The sequence below is a fragment of the Pseudomonas sp. CBS genome (assembly GCF_024734645.1).
Lineage (GTDB): Bacteria > Pseudomonadota > Gammaproteobacteria > Pseudomonadales > Pseudomonadaceae > Aquipseudomonas.
In genome coordinates this window covers 3,080,739-3,095,398 of sequence record NZ_CP102929.1, presented here as the reverse complement: position 1 = coordinate 3,095,398, position 14,660 = coordinate 3,080,739, and the positions used below count along the sequence as shown (strand labels likewise).

Here is a 14,660-nt window from a genome sequence, read left to right as displayed (position 1 = left end):
CGTCGCTCAAGCGATGATTCCTTGGGGCAGAAGGTTATTGGCTGGGCATCAGGGTGTGTCGTCCGGCTTGCATGAACTGGGCGAATTCATCGGCGGCCACGGCCTTGCTGAACAGGAAGCCCTGGCCTTCTTCACACTGGTGGGCCCTGAGGAAGTTCAGTTGCTCAAGCGTCTCCACGCCTTCGGCAATGATGTTCAGGTCCAGGCTTTTACCCAGGCTGATAATCGCGCTGATCAGTTGCGCGTCCTGGGTGTTTTTACTCAAGCCACGAATGAACGACTGATCGATTTTCAGCACATCAATCGGAAACCGCCGCAGGTAGCTGAGGCTGGAATAGCCGGTGCCGAAGTCATCCACCGCCAGGCGCACCCCCATGGACTTGATCGCCCGTAGGGTCACCAGGGTGTCTTCGACGTTTTGCATCAGCACACTTTCGGTAATCTCCAGCTCCAGCAAGCCCGGTGCGAGGTGGGTGCGCTCGAGGATGGCGGCCAGGTTGGCGACAAAATCCCGCTGGCGAAAATCGATGGCCGAGATGTTCACTGAAATACAGATCGGCGCCAGGCCGGCTGCCTGCCAGGCTTGCGCTTGCTCGCAGGCCTGGCCCAGCACCCATTGGCTCAGGAGCACGATCAGGCCGCTGTCCTCGGCGACCGGGATAAAGGCCGACGGGTAGACCCAGCCGTGACCGGGCTGGTACCAGCGAATCAAGGCTTCCGCGCCGACGATTTGCCCACTGTTCAAGTCCAGTTTCGGCTGGTAGTGCAGAACAAACTCTTTACGCTCCAGCGCCAGCCGAATCGCGGTCTCCAGACTTTGTTGTTCCTGGGCGCGGCGGTTCATGTCATCGATGAAAAAGCTGAAGTCATTCCGGCCATGATCCTTGGCGGCATGCATGGCGGTTTCGGCTTTCTTGATCAATTCCACGGCGCTGAAACTGTCGTTGGGGTAAATGCTGATGCCCAGGCTGGCGGTGACGCTCAGGTCGTGGCCGGCGACGTAGCGGATGTGACTGACGGCCTTGAGGATTTTTTCAGCGATGTGCTGGGTTTGCTGAGGATGATGAACATCGTTGAGGATCAGCACGAACTCGTCGGAGCCGTAGCGAAACACCGAGTCTGACTCGCGCACCGTCGCCACCAGGCTTTGGCTGACTTGCTTGAGCACTTCATCGCCCACTGGGTGGCCCAGGGCGTTATTGATGCGCTTGAAGCGGTCCAGGCCGATAAACATTACCGCCAGCTGGGTGTCATGGCGCCGGCAGGCGGCGATGGCCTGGGTCAGCCGGTCCCCCAGCAGCGTGCTGTTGGGCAGGTCGGTGAGGGCATCGTATTGCAGCAGGTGCGAAACCTTGAGCAGTTCCTGCACCCGTTCCTCTACCGTACGCTCCAGGCCCATCAGCTTGAGCGCGGCGTCCTGTGCGAGCTGCCATTTCCAGGTCAGGGCACTGGCCATCTGGCGGATTTCGAGGTTGTCGAAGGGTTTTTTCAGGATCAGCAGTTGGTCGTCGTATTTGAGGCGCGCTTCGATGGATTCGAAGGAATAGTCGGAGTAGGCCGTGCACAAGGCGATTTGCAGGTGGGGATCGACAGCCCACAGTTGCTCGATGGTCTCCAGCCCGTCCCAGCCCGGCGGCATGCGCATGTCGATAAAGACCAGGGCGTAGGGGGTGTTGGCGGCCAAGGCTTTGGTTACCAGGTCCAGCGCTTCCTGGCCTTGGTAGGCCGAGTCCAGCAGGAACGTCTGGCGCACGGCCGGGGCGGTGCCGAACAGGGTCTCTTCGATGCTGTCCAGGGATTGGCCGCCATTGGCGTCGGCTTCGAGGATCTTGCGGAAGTCTTCGTGGATCGAGGCGGTGTCGTCGACGATCAGGATTCGCCGATTGGCCCGTGCAGAGCGCGGGTTCATGAGCGGTTCCAGGAGGCGCTCAACTGCATATTCTGGCGCATAGGGCTTCCTTACCTTGAATGCATCGATAAACAGGGGCGGTCATGGGCTTCTTGCCACAAGCATAGTTGGCTCCCTTGAATAAGTCGGCCAGTTGGCGTCAAATCAACGCCAGTTACCCCCGCATTCATCTAGCGCTCAATGCTCCAGCAAGTACAGCGATTGATGACGACGGGCGCGCAATGGTGCAATTTTGTGTCATTGAAAGGAGGTGTCGCCATGGACGAGCAACTTGCTACGACTGCCCCCTACACCCCCACGATTTTGCTGGTCGACGACGAAGAGTCGATCCTCAACAGCCTGCGCCGTTTGCTGCGCGGCCAACCCTACGACGTGCTGCTGGCCGGCAGTGGCGCCCAGGCCCTGGAAATCATGGCCGCGCGGCCCATCGACCTGGTCATGACCGACGCCCGCATGCCGGCCATGGACGGCGCGATGCTGCTGGCCGAGACCCACCGGCTGTACCCGGCCACCACGCGCATCCTGCTGACCGGCTACGCCGACATGAGCATGATGATCAAGGCGATCAATGAAGGGCAGATCCACCGCTACATCAGCAAACCCTGGAATGACGAGGAAATGCTCCTGACCCTGCGCCAGTCCCTGGAACACCAGCATTCCGAGCGTGAGCGGCTGCGCCTTGAGCAGTTGACCCGGGAGCAGAACGACCAGCTGAAAGCCCTGAATGCCACCCTGGAAAAACGCGTGGCGGCGCGCACCTCCGAGCTGCAACAGACCGCCGACATGCTCGACCTGGCCTACGATGAACTCAAGCGCAGCTACGTGACCGGCACCGAGGTATTTTCGCTGCTGGCCAACCTGCGGCTGCCCAAAGAAAAACAGACCAACCGTCAACTGATCGAACTGATCCGCGTGTACTGCAAGTTCCAGCCCATGGACGAAGCCAGCGCGCGCGACCTGACCATGGCTGCCGCGCTCTACAACATCGGCAAGTTAAGCTGGAGCGACAGCATGATGGTCTCTCCCAGCGACTTGCTGCACAGCACCGACCGTTTGCGTTATCGGGCCTATCCGACCCAGAGCGAGTCGTTGCTGATGACCCTGGAACCGATGAAAGACGCGGCCCGCTTGATCCGCCATCACCAGGAGCGCTGGGATGGCAGCGGTTTTCCCGACCATCTCAAGGGCGAGGCAATACCTGTGGGCGCGCGCCTGTTGAAGCTGGCGGTGGATTTCATCGAATTGCAACGCGGCTTGATCCTCGAACGGCAGATGAACAGCGATGAAGCGCTGCTCTACATCCGCAAATACGCCGGGCGCCTTTACGACCCGGAGATGGTGGAAGACTTCATCCAGGCCTGCGCGGCGTTCCTCAGCGACGTGACCCTGGGCGACCCGTCGGTCAAGGTCCTGAGCACCCGCGAACTCGCCGAAGGCATGGTGCTGGCGCGCAACCTCAACGCCGACAACGGCATGCTGCTGCTCAACGCCGGCAAGGTGTTGAACCTGCCGCTGGTGGACAAGCTGATTGCGTTCGAGGCCATGGAAGGGGCGAAGTACAGCGTGTTTATCAAGGAACCGGATGAGACGCCGCTTTCGAGCTGATACCGGTTCATGGGATCCTTGCGCCTTTGTATTCAAGGCGACTTTCCCATGACCTCCACCATTCGCATCGCCGCCGCCCTGCTGATCGGCAGCGACGGCCAGACCCTCTTGGTACGCAAGCGCGGTACCCAGGCCTTCATGCAGCCAGGCGGCAAGATCGATGCCGGCGAGCAACCTGCCGAGGCTCTGGCCCGTGAGCTGCACGAGGAACTGGGCCTGCGGATTGACCCGGAGGCAGCGGTGTACCTGGGCCAGTTCTCGGCGCCGGCGGCGAATGAACCGGGGTTTGTGGTGCAGGCCGAGCTGTTCCAGGTGCACATCGACGTGGCGGTGACACCGGCTGCCGAGATTGAAGAGGTGCGCTGGATCGACCCGGCCGGTGACGGCGGTTTGCAGCTTGCGCCGCTGACCCGGGACTTGATTCTGCCGTTCTACCGCACCTCTCTAACGGGTGCCTGAAACTGTGGCGAGGGAGCTTGCTCCCGCTGGGGCGCGAAGCGGCCCCAAGATTTCTGGGTCTGCTGCGCAGCCCAGCGGGAGCAAGCTCCCTCGCCACAGGTATCCGCTATTTATCAGCGTACGGCGCTGACCCCATCCAGGGTCGAAAACGAGGTGTCCTTGGCCGTCAGCAGGAAGTCGCGCATGTACGGCGCATCCAGCATGTCGGCGCGAATCCCGGCGTACAACGTGGCAAACAAGCCTTTCTCCCCCAGCCGCTTGGCCTTCACATAACCCCGGGAGCTGTATTCATGCAGCGCCCAGTGGGGCATGCCGCACACGCCGCGACCGCTGGCCACCAACTGCATCATCATCACCGTCAGTTCCGAGGTACGCACCTGGGCCGGTTCCACGTCGGCCGGTTCCAGGAAGCGGGTGAAGATATCCAGGCGATCCCGCTCTACCGGGTAGGTGATCAGGGTTTCGCTGATCAGGTCTTCGGGCACGATATAAGGCTTGTTCGCCAGCGGGTGCTGGTTGGCCACCGCGAGCATGGCTTCGTAGGTGAACAGCGGCACATAGGTGATGCCCGGCAGTTCCAGCGGGTCTGAGGTCACCACCAGGTCGAGGTCGCCACGGGCCAGGGCCGGCAACGGCGCGAAGGCGAAGCCGGAGGCCAGGTCCAGTTCCACTTCCGGCCAGGCATCGCGGAACTGGTCGATGGTCGGCATCAGCCACTGGAAACAGCTGTGGCACTCGATGGCCATGTGCAAACGCCCGGCCGTGCCGCCGGCCAGGCGTGCGATGTCGCGTTCTGCGCCGCGCAGCAAGGGCAGGGTGGCATCCGCCAGTTGCAGCAGGCGCAGGCCGGCGCTGGTGAAGCGCAGTGGCTTGGTCTTGCGCACGAACAGTTGCATGCCCAGGCGTTCTTCAAGCTCCTTGAACTGATGGGAGAGCGCTGATTGCGTCAGGTGCAGGCGCTCAGCGGCCTCCACCAGGCTGTCGGCTTCGCGCAAGGCGTGCAGGGTCTTGAGATGGCGGATTTCGAGCACGGGGTCTCCATGAATATAACTTGTGACAAATTCGGATCGGTTGAGTTTGTCTCATGTTGATAGGCCTGTCGACCGTCGTGCTCAAGTCCCGCCGCCTTCACACCCCGGCAAAGTGCCGGGTGGCCAGCGGTCGCCCGATATTGCCGCGCCAGATAGGGTCGACCGTGGCCCCGGCTTGCGCCTGGGCTACTTGCCACTGCAGGCCCAGGTTGCGCTGCTCGGGAATCTTCAAGTGGGCCTTGATGAACTCGTCGAACTGCGCCCCGGCCTTGTCGTAATGAAAGTGCGCATACCACAGGGTGGCGGGCGGCGTTTGTGTCAGGTCCTGAACCACGTATTCCTGAAGGTAATCCGCTCGTCCCTTCTTGCCTTCATTGAGGTTGCGGGCCGGTTCGCCCTTGCGAATCTCCACCACCCGTTGTTCGCGCAGGTAGTCCAGATAGCCTTCGGTAGGGGTTGTGCTGGCGAGGGTCTGGCGGATTCGCAGGTTGCGGCCCTTGATGGTCAGCTCCATGGCTTTGGCCCGCAGTTGGCGCACGAGGTCCTCGGTAGGGTCCAGGCGTTCCAGGCGATTGGCCCGCAGGTTCAACTCGGCCGCTTCGCTGACCAGCAGGTGTTCCAGGTCCACCGGCAGCATTTTTTGCTCGGTGTAGGCGATGGCGCGGCTTTCGTACTGCGCGACGTTGTCCAGGCGAGCCTTGGCTTCGCTCACCACGAACTGCTTGACGTTGGACTCCGGCGGGGCGGGTTCCGAGGCAATACTGTCCTTGAGCCGGGACTTTCCGCCGGGGCCCTTCACCCAGGTTTCGGCCCGCCCTCTGGCGCTCTCCACCCGGTAAGTGGTGGCCTGGGTTTGCGGGTCGATGCTCTCGGTACCCACCAGGGAAATATCGTCCTCGGTGTCGAATACCCGTCGCACAGGTTGCCCGGCCGGTGGGCGGCTTGCCGGTGACTCCTTGATGCCGCGGCGGGCCAGTTCGATCATCTGCTCAATGTCGACGAAAAACGCACTGAGTTGCGCCTGGTCGAAATGCTGCGGGTAACCGAGGTTCCAGGTGCGGATGGTCAGCCGGAATTGTTCATAGGCCTGTATGCAGTCTTCCAGCACCTTGCGCCGCTGTGTGATGTTGGCGCTGGCGTTGGGCAGTTCAAAATGGGAGGCCTGGGCCCGGTTGACCTTGGCGTAGCTGTCTCGAGACTGGGCCCGCAGGTACCACCAGGACAGTTCGGTCACTTCGGGGTATACCTCAAGGGTGTCGAAGCGGTGCGCCAACCTCAGGTGCATGCGGTAGCTGTCATTGAGCACGCGTCGGAACTGTTCAAGCATCGGGTTCAGCCGGGCACGGTGGGCGGTGTCAGTGACGTTTTCGAACCAGCGGTTGAATTGGGGAAAGTCGGCATCGATCATGTCCAGGTCGCGCAAAATCTCGATACTGATCCTTTTACGTTGCCGCAGGATGTCCAACACGGCAGGAACAAGCGCCGGGGTGCCGAAAATCTCGGGAGGGATGGCGGTCATGTTATGGGTTCCAAGCTCCAGGACCCGCACCTCGATCTGCTTGAAGTGATAGCGCGCCCGGTTCAGGGTGGTCAGGGTCAGGCGCGCCGCATTGCGGCTCATGTCCTCTCTGATCGCGCGCTGCCGGTTGCCGCTGGTGAAGGGCGCGAACTCCGTCAGTTCCTGATACTGGCGGCTGTACAGTTCGATGTCCTGCTCGAAGGCCCTGCGGATCGCCGGGCCTGTGCTGTCGGTGCGGGCCATCAGTTCTTCGGTTCGGTTAATGGAGTGCGCAATCAGGTCTTCGCGGCTGTTGATACTGTTGGCCAACGCCCGCTGGCGGCGCAGGGCACGGTCAGTCCACCAGCGTGGCAAGTAATCACGGATCGACTGGGGCCATATCGGATCAAGCACGTCGGCCATATGCCCGAGTACGCTGCCGCCACCCGCCAGGCCACCCTTGAATGCGCTGCCGTAGACGCCGTAGTGAGTGTCCCACTCGCCGTTTTCATCCAGGGCAATCGGCTGCTTGTAGGTTTTGCTGCGAGTCGGGCTCAGGCGCCAGTCCAGGGGATCACCGGCCAGTTCAACCTGATAGATACGCCCGCGCCGCACGATGAAGTCGCCGTCGGCATGCCGGTACACATTGCGATAAAACCCGTGGGTTTGAGGTTGCAGCCCGGCCAGCGAGATCACCCCTTCATATTCATAACCGGCGAAACGCTGTGCCGCCCGACGAGCCTGTGTGACCGAGGGCAGGTGCAGACTGGCGGCGCTGCTGGCCAGATGGCGCAATTGACGCTGGCGGGTGGCAGCGCGGGCGTTGACCCGCAGGGCGAGGCTGCCCGGCAGAATGTCCATGGCGCAGTCGATCAGCGACAACAGCACCGCCTCGACCTCGGCCAGGCCATGGCCGATGTCCCCGCGCAAGAAGGCGGCAGTGGCCAGGTTGGCGCTGGACCAGGCGTCATACAGCGCGACAACCGAACCCACGAACGGCACCAGCCCCAGGGCGATTTTCAAGTAGTTGAAGATCAGCCCGGCGCGCAGCGCATTCTGCTCCAGCAACAAGGCCGCGTTGGAGCGCGAGGTCGCGCGATGCGCTTCTATGACCCGTCCCATATGGGCGTTCAGCAAATGGGCGGCCAGCGATGTGGTGGCCGGCCACGGGGTTCCGACGGCAAAGATCGGATCAAAATTCCGTTGCTGGGCCTGGGCGATCCGGGCGAGGTGGGCGGCGGTGTCGCCCTTGATGGCCAGGCCGGCCAGGTAGGCGCTCATGCCGCTGCCCAGGCTGAGGTCGTAGAGCGCCTTGCGGGCCAGTTCCAGGCTCGGGTAACGCCGCAGGTCCTGGTTGTCCGGGCTGTTTGGCAGGTACAGCAGGGTCGTGCCGCAGACTAGTTCCTGAATAAAGGTGACCCCCGACAGGGTGGTCGGACCGAAGTCGGTATCTTCACCGCCCGCACTCAGCGTGGCCGGCAGCAGCACGATTTTCTTGTCTTCCACCTGCCAGGCATCCGCGTTGTCGGCGTCGATGGCGATGTTCAGCAGCCGCAGATCGTTGTCGTCGAATCGCCCCAGGGCCCGGGCGCGTTTGCCTTGCAGCATCAGCATCAGGCGCAGCGGCTCGGTCAGGCATTCGCGCCGGTGCTGGTTGGTGAAAGGCGCCGCCGCGGGATCACCGAGGAAGGTGCGGGTGATCAAGCTTTCGTAGGCCCCGGCAAGGTCGAGTTCCTTGACCAGGGTTTTCAGGTATTCCAGGGACAGGCCGGTGGTCAGCCGGGCGGTTTCGAGGGCATCGGGGCCGGTGACATCGAGCTTCATGTAGGTCAGGCGCTGAGCCAGCGTCGGGTCGATGTTTTGCTGGGCCAGTTGCAACAATGACAGGGTACGGCGGCGGGTACTGGGCACCGTCACATACTTGAACGGTGTACCCGGGCCCGCGTATTCGGACAGGTATTCGCGCTCCTGGCTGACCGCGTCAGGCAGGTCCAGTTGCACCGACCAGGCGTGTTCAAGTTGGAAGTCTTCGCGCAGGCGCTGGTCCAGGCGGCGCTGGCCGAAATCGTCGAAAGGTTCCAGCTCGCGCTCGAGCAACTGCTGCGAGCGATGCAGGGCGCTGATCTGCGCTTGAATCAGGTGCTTGAGCGCCAGGCGTTCATCTGCCGGCAACTGGCTCAACTCCCCAGGCAGTGCCCCGGCGAGGGTGGTGCTGCGTTGTTGCTCAAGCAGTTGTCCGTAGGCCAGCTCGCGCGCCGGGTTCACTGGGGTTTGCAGGGCGAACAGGGTTTGTTCCTTAAGTTTGTCCAGGCCTTCGGCGCGCTCTTGGGCGAACGGTGGCACCGGGAAAAGGGAGATCAGCGCATACGCCTGTTGTTCGCTGGCGTACAGCTGCTGTTGCAACGAGTATTCAATCGGGTCGCCGGTCAGCAGCGACAGTTGCAGGGTGACGTCCTGCGCTTCGCTCGACAGCTTGAACAGGGAGTGTTCCAGGGCTTGGCGGGATTCGAAGCGCTGCAGGCCCCCTGCATTGCCGGGCCAGTACAGCAACAGGCTGTGGGGGGCCGAAGCGGTCAGGGCCCTGGCCTGGGTAATGAGCAACAGGCCTGTCAGCTCGTCGGCGCCTTCCCTTGGGTCACGGCTGGAGAGTATCAGGCGGGTAACCGCGACAGCCGAGCGGAGTTCCGGGGCCGAGGGGTGCTCCGCGACGGCCAGGAGCATGCGATGTTCTTCATCGCTGATCTGCTGGAGGGCATGCTGGATGGCCCCCTCGGCGCGCAGGGCGGCGAGGCGTGCCTGATAGAGCGCGTCATAGTCCGGGTTGGGTTTTTGCCGCAGCTCAAGTTGATCGAAGGCGGCTTTTTTTGCCAGCAGGCCGCTGGCGGCATCATTGCCGGCCTGCTCTGCGTCTTTCAGGGCCTGCATCAATACCTTCAACTGCGCCAGCCGGGCTGTTTGCTCAGGGCCATCACCCAGGAAGCGCTCCAGTGCGCTGCGTTGTTGCCTGATCGCGGCCCAGCGCTGGCCCAGGGCAATGTCGGCGCTGAGGTGGCCGAAGGGCAGGGCAGGAGGCAGGTCATCAGCGTCCGGGCCGGGCGTATCTGCCGGTTGATGCGGTGCAATAAGCATCGGGATTTCCCGGCGCTGGCTGTCCAGGCGGTCGGCATCATCCAGGGCGTGTCTGGCGTAACGGGCCAGGTCACTGCCATTGCGATGACGGTTGCGCAGGCTTTCCAACTGCGCCGCGTGCAGGTGCGACAACAGGTCTAGAATGCCGTGCTCCAGGGGCTCCGTGCGCGAGCTGTATTCGACGGTGACAGCGTCAGCCGCGACATCCGGCGGGATCAGTTGCTGATGCGCTGCGACCAACCACTGCTCCATGTCGCTGCGTTGGCTGAAGACCATCACGCCGGGTTGCCGGCAGGGCAGGTACAGGGTTTGAGTCATCAACGGCTCGTGGTCCACGGAGATAACCCAGGCGCCCGGCAATTTGACTTTGCTCTGGTCGGGCAGCAGCAACGCCAGCTGGCAGGTCTCGACGGGGCGCACGCCATTGGGAGTAGTGACCGGGTTGAGAACCGTCTGCAACGAAATCAGTTGTTGGGCACTCAGCCTTCCCTGGGCATAGGCCGATTGCCCGCAGGCTTCGAAATGCTGGCAGTACAGTTGGGCCGCCCGCTCGCGACGGGACAACGGCGTGCCTGGCGCCCGGGTAGTCCAATAGTTCTCCCAGCGCGCACTGAGCAATTTCCCCAGGCTCATTGCCTGGAGCCGCTTGAGCAATTGCACCGGCGTGAGGGCTGACAGGCTGTGGGATGCCAGGCCGACCACGGTGCTGCGGGCATCCAGGGTGGGGGAGATGTCTGGAAACTGGCAGATAAATCCCCAGGCATCCACCAGGCTGACGAAGTGTTCGTCGTGATCTTCGGTCTTGAGAAAACCCAGGCCGGCCGGTGCGGCGCCCAGTTGCCAATGCTCTGTGAGCAGTTGTTCGATGGAGTCGCGTACGCCGGGCGCCTGGGTGATCAGTTGATGCAGTTCCTGCTGGCTTTCACGCCAGCGCGCGGTGGCTTGCAGGGACAGGCTCAGGTCCTGGAGGCGGGACTGGCCTGGAAGCGACGGCGAGGCGAAGTCGCTCAGGGTGGCAGGTAGGGGAAGTAGGGTCAGGTCACTCATGATGGTGTGTTCATGCTCTGGTAAGACCGGGCTTGCCGGTGAATGCGCCATTAAAGAGGCGGGGCCAGGGCTTGAGGTGATAGATAGATACGCGGATGACCGTTGGGCGCCCTTCATCAAACTGTCACTGAACTGTGGCAGCGCGCTTGTACAAACTTCATCAGACTCGCGCTCTACTGGGGTTCTGCGTTTCGGTGTTTTTCATGCGCGTGTTGTTTTTCATGGCCGCTCTGTTATTCGGCCTGCCGTCCTTTGCGGCTTCTCGATGTGATGTGAATGTGCCGACCCAACGGGTCGATCTGGAACAGGTGAGCCTGGCCTACCAGAGCATTGGTCGTGCCTCCGACCCGGCCTTGTTGCTGGTGATGGGCCTGGGCGGGCAGTTGATTCACTGGCCGGATGAAGTGGTGATGGCCCTCTGTGAGCAGGGCTTTCGGGTGATTCGCTATGACAACCGTGATGTGGGCCTGTCGACCTGGCGCCAGGCACCGGCCAGCGCCAACCTGACGTTCGAAGTGCTGCGCTACAAACTCGGTCTGCCGGTGGCGGCGCCCTACACCCTGACCGACATGGCCGACGACGCACTCGGCTTGATGGACGGCTTGCACATCCAGCAGTTCCACGTGCTGGGCGCGAGCATGGGCGGGATGATTGCCCAGCACCTGGCGGCGATGGCGCCGCAACGGGTGGAAAGCCTGACCCTGATCATGACCAGTTCCGGCGCCGAAGGCCTTCCGGCACCGAGTGCGGCGTTGGTGCAACTGTTGTCGCGACGCAGCGCGCCCAATCGTGAGGTGGCCCTGGAACAACAGGCTGATCTGCTGGCGGCGCTGGGCAGTCCTTATGTGAAGGATGATCGCAAGGTGCTGTTGCAGCAGGCGGCGCAGTCGTACGACCGGGCGTTCAACCCTGACGGTGTGAAGCGCCAGATCATGGCGATCCTTGCCGAACCGAGCCGGGTGCCGTTGCTCAATCAACTGCGGGTGCCGACCCTGGTGGTGCATGGCACTGCCGACCCGCTGCTGCCGGTGATGCATGGGGTGCACTTGGCGGCGCATATCCAGGGCAGCCAGTTGCGGCTGATTCCGGGGCTGGCCCATCGCTTTCAGGAGGCGTTCAAGGCGCCGTTGCTGGCGGCGGTCTTACCCTATTTGCAAGCGCATCGGCAGGATGCGGCGCATTGGGCGCAGATCGACCCGGTGGTGCCTGCGAAGGTTTTGTAAGGGCTTGACGGGGTGTATCGTGGGACCTTTCCGGCGTTTAATGCCAGCGAGGTTGCCTAGTCATGAGTACTCCCCTGAAGATCGATTTCGTCAGCGACGTGTCCTGCCCCTGGTGCATTATTGGCCTGCGCGGCTTGACCGAGGCCCTGGACCAACTGGGCCCGGAGGTGCAGGCCGAGATTCATTTCCAGCCGTTTGAGCTGAACCCGAACATGGCTGCTGAAGGGCAGAACATTACCGAGCACATCACTGAGAAGTATGGCTCCACGGCTGAGCAGTCCCAGGCTAACCGGGCGCGGATTCGTGATATGGGCGCGGAGTTGGGGTTTGCGTTTCGTACCGATGGGCAGAGTCGTATCTACAACACGTTTGATGCGCATCGTCTGTTGCATTGGGCGGGGCTTGAGGGGTTGCAGTACAACCTCAAGGAGGCGCTGTTCAAGGCGTACTTTACGGATCAGCAGGACCCGTCGGATCACGGGACGTTGGTGGGGATTGCCGAGGGAGTTGGGTTGGATCGCGTACGGGCTGAAGCGATTCTGGCTTCGGATGAATATGCCGCCGAGGTGCGGGAGCAGGAGCAGTTGTGGGTGTCTCGTGGGGTGACTTCTGTGCCTACGATCGTGTTCAACGACCAGTATGCGGTGAGTGGTGGGCAGCCGGCTGAGGCGTTTGTCGGGGCGATTCGGCAGATTATCAGTGAGGCTGGCAGGGGGTGATGGGGGCATATCCGTTTCTTCGGTAACGGCTGCTTATGGTTCCGCTCTTACAGCCATCCCTTTCAAGGTCTTGGTTTAAAATCCCCTAACCAATCCAGTCAGGACGACGAAACTATGTGGGAAAAGGTTTTAGAACGGTTTGAAAAACAGGCGCCGGCCAGCGTCATGACCAAGTTGATATTAGAGCAGGCAGTAGATGCCGCTTGGGTTGACAAGGTGTTCGATGATCACCGCCAACGGCAGTACTCACGTGAGCTTTTGTTTTCAACCGTTGTTGAGCTGATGTCCCTTGTTTCATTGGGCTTGAGGCCGTCGTTACACGCGGCGGCGCGCAAGATGGAGGGCCTTTCGGTCAGTGTTTCGGCACTCTATGACAAGATCAAGCGAACCGAACCCGAGCTGCTTCGCGCCCTCATTTCGGGCAGTGCCGAGCGTTTGATACCGACCGTCGAAACGCTCGGCCATTCATCGATCCTGCCCGGCTGGCAGTTGCGTATTGTGGATGGCAACCACCTGCCGGCCACTGAAAAACGTCTAGGCGCTCTGCGCAATGAGCGCGGCGCAGCGCGCCCAGGATTTTCAGTAGTTGCCTACGATCCGGATCTGGATTTAGTCGTTGATCTTCAGCCGTGGGAAGATGCCTACGCCAGTGAGCGAGTCAGTGTTTTACCGCTGCTGGCCCGCGCATGCGCGGGCCAGTTGTGGATGGCTGACCGGCTCTATTGCACGCTCCCCGTCCTGCAAGCCTGCGAGGACACGGGGGCTTCGTTCATCGTTCGCCAACCCAGCAAGCATCCACGCCTGGTCCAGGAAAGTGAGTGGCAAGACTCAGGGACGGTCGATAGCGGAACCGTTCGCGAACAAATCATCGAAGTGAAGGGTGGCCGCCGCTGGCGACGTGTTGAGTTGAACCTGCAAACGGCGAATGACTCAGGTGATTTGGTGATGTGGTTCTGGAGCAATTTGCCCGACACCATCGGTGCCCGGCAGATAGCCGATTTATACCGTCATCGCTGGAGTATCGAGGGAATGTTTCAGCGCCTTGAGTCGGTACTGGACAGTGAAATTACAGGCCTTGGCAGCCCGAAAGCCGCGCTATTGGGCTTTGCCTCGGCGGTCCTGGCTTACAACGTTTTGTCGGTTCTCAAGCGTAGCGTTGAGCAGGCGCACCGCGAAACGCAGCCAGAGGGTTGGGAGGTTTCGATTTTCCATTTGGCGGTGCATGTTCGCAGTGATTATCAAGGCTTGCAGATCGCATTGCCTGCGGAAAATTTCCCTCTTGAAAAGACTCCGCAAGGGCTGGCAGAGCGATTGCTGGCCCTGGCAAGGATGATCAAACCTAAGTCCGTAGCAAAAAGCCCTCGTGGCCCCAAAGTAGCCAAGCCCAAGGAGTGGCTGGAAGGTAAGGCGGTACGGGCGCATGTCTCAACAGCTAGGGTGCTTAAGGCGGCTAAGTCGGATAAACGTACTTAAACACGGCCTTAAACGGGCTTTTAAACGCAGACCTTGAAAGGGATGGCTCTTACAGCGGGTCACTTTTGAAAAGCGCAAAAGTAACCAAAACGCTCTGCCCCGCCTGTCGGCACCTCGCCTAGGCTCGGTGTGCCCTCACTCCGGCACCGCGAAGCGGGCCGCCGCGACGGGCCATCCATGGCCCGGCGCGGCTAAACCGGCGTCCTGCCGGTTTACCCGCTCCGCAATACCTGCGTTCGGCCTCGGGCTTATTGGGGCAGTCAGATCAAAATCAAAAGCAAAAGCACAGCGGCCTCCCGGCCGGCTTGAGTGTTAAAAGCAAAGGCAAGATCCAGAGCGAAAACAAATCTGCTTTTCTGTGGGAGCGGGCTTGCTCGCGAAAAACCTGAGAGCGCCGCGTTCATTCAGGATGCCCGCGTCATCGTTAACGACCTTCGCGAGCAAGCCCGCTCCCACATTTTTTGGACCGTGCCCGCTTTAGCTTTTGATTTTGCTCTTCAACACTCAAGCCGGCCGGTAGGCCGCTGTGCTCTTGCTTTTGATCTTGATCTTGATCTTAGGCGCCCC

8 protein-coding genes are annotated in these 14,660 nt (G+C 61.5%); 5 read left to right on the top strand and 3 right to left on the bottom strand.

Going from position 1 to position 14,660, the window contains the following annotated elements; all coding sequences use genetic code 11:
• Nucleotides 1-34 precede the first annotated feature (34 nt).
• The gene (locus tag NVB75_RS14070; RefSeq protein ID WP_258347681.1) at nucleotides 35-1,909 is read right to left on the bottom strand and encodes a bifunctional diguanylate cyclase/phosphodiesterase; all 1,875 of its coding nucleotides are present in this window, start codon (nucleotides 1,907-1,909) and stop codon (nucleotides 35-37) included.
• A gap of 258 nt (nucleotides 1,910-2,167) precedes the next feature.
• Between NVB75_RS14070 and NVB75_RS14065 the strand changes: the two genes are divergently transcribed.
• Both NVB75_RS14065 and NVB75_RS14060 read left to right on the top strand, forming a co-directional pair.
• Nucleotides 2,168-3,514, top strand: coding sequence for an HD domain-containing phosphohydrolase (locus tag NVB75_RS14065; RefSeq protein WP_258347679.1), 1,347 nt, complete (start codon nucleotides 2,168-2,170; stop codon nucleotides 3,512-3,514).
• 48 nt (nucleotides 3,515-3,562) lie between these two features.
• Nucleotides 3,563-3,973: an NUDIX domain-containing protein gene (locus NVB75_RS14060; RefSeq protein ID WP_258347677.1), complete on the top strand. Its 411-nt coding sequence runs from the start codon at nucleotides 3,563-3,565 to the stop codon at nucleotides 3,971-3,973.
• A gap of 113 nt (nucleotides 3,974-4,086) precedes the next feature.
• Here NVB75_RS14060 and metR read toward each other — a convergent pair whose 3' ends face one another.
• Together metR and NVB75_RS14050 are read right to left on the bottom strand one after the other, a co-directional pair.
• Entirely contained in the window at nucleotides 4,087-5,004 is a 918-nt protein-coding gene (gene metR / locus NVB75_RS14055; RefSeq protein WP_017480097.1) for a transcriptional regulator MetR, read from the bottom strand.
• Nucleotides 5,005-5,101: 97 nt separating this feature from the next.
• Nucleotides 5,102-10,678: a Pur family transcription activator gene (locus NVB75_RS14050; RefSeq protein WP_258347674.1), complete on the bottom strand. Its 5,577-nt coding sequence runs from the start codon at nucleotides 10,676-10,678 to the stop codon at nucleotides 5,102-5,104.
• Nucleotides 10,679-10,881: 203 nt separating this feature from the next.
• On the opposite strand from NVB75_RS14050, the gene NVB75_RS14045 reads away from it, so the two are divergent.
• The 3 genes from NVB75_RS14045 (at nucleotide 10,882) to NVB75_RS14035 (ending at nucleotide 14,093) form a co-directional block, all read left to right on the top strand.
• On the top strand, nucleotides 10,882-11,901 hold the full coding sequence (locus NVB75_RS14045; RefSeq protein ID WP_258347673.1) for an alpha/beta fold hydrolase: 1,020 nt from the start codon (nucleotides 10,882-10,884) through the stop codon (nucleotides 11,899-11,901).
• A gap of 62 nt (nucleotides 11,902-11,963) precedes the next feature.
• A complete protein-coding gene (locus NVB75_RS14040; protein ID WP_258347671.1) occupies nucleotides 11,964-12,620 on the top strand; it encodes a DsbA family oxidoreductase in 657 nt (218 codons plus the stop codon).
• 165 nt (nucleotides 12,621-12,785) lie between these two features.
• Complete coding sequence (locus NVB75_RS14035; RefSeq protein WP_258348609.1) at nucleotides 12,786-14,093, top strand: IS4 family transposase; 1,308 nt, start codon at nucleotides 12,786-12,788, stop codon at nucleotides 14,091-14,093.
• Nucleotides 14,094-14,660: the final 567 nt, after the last annotated feature.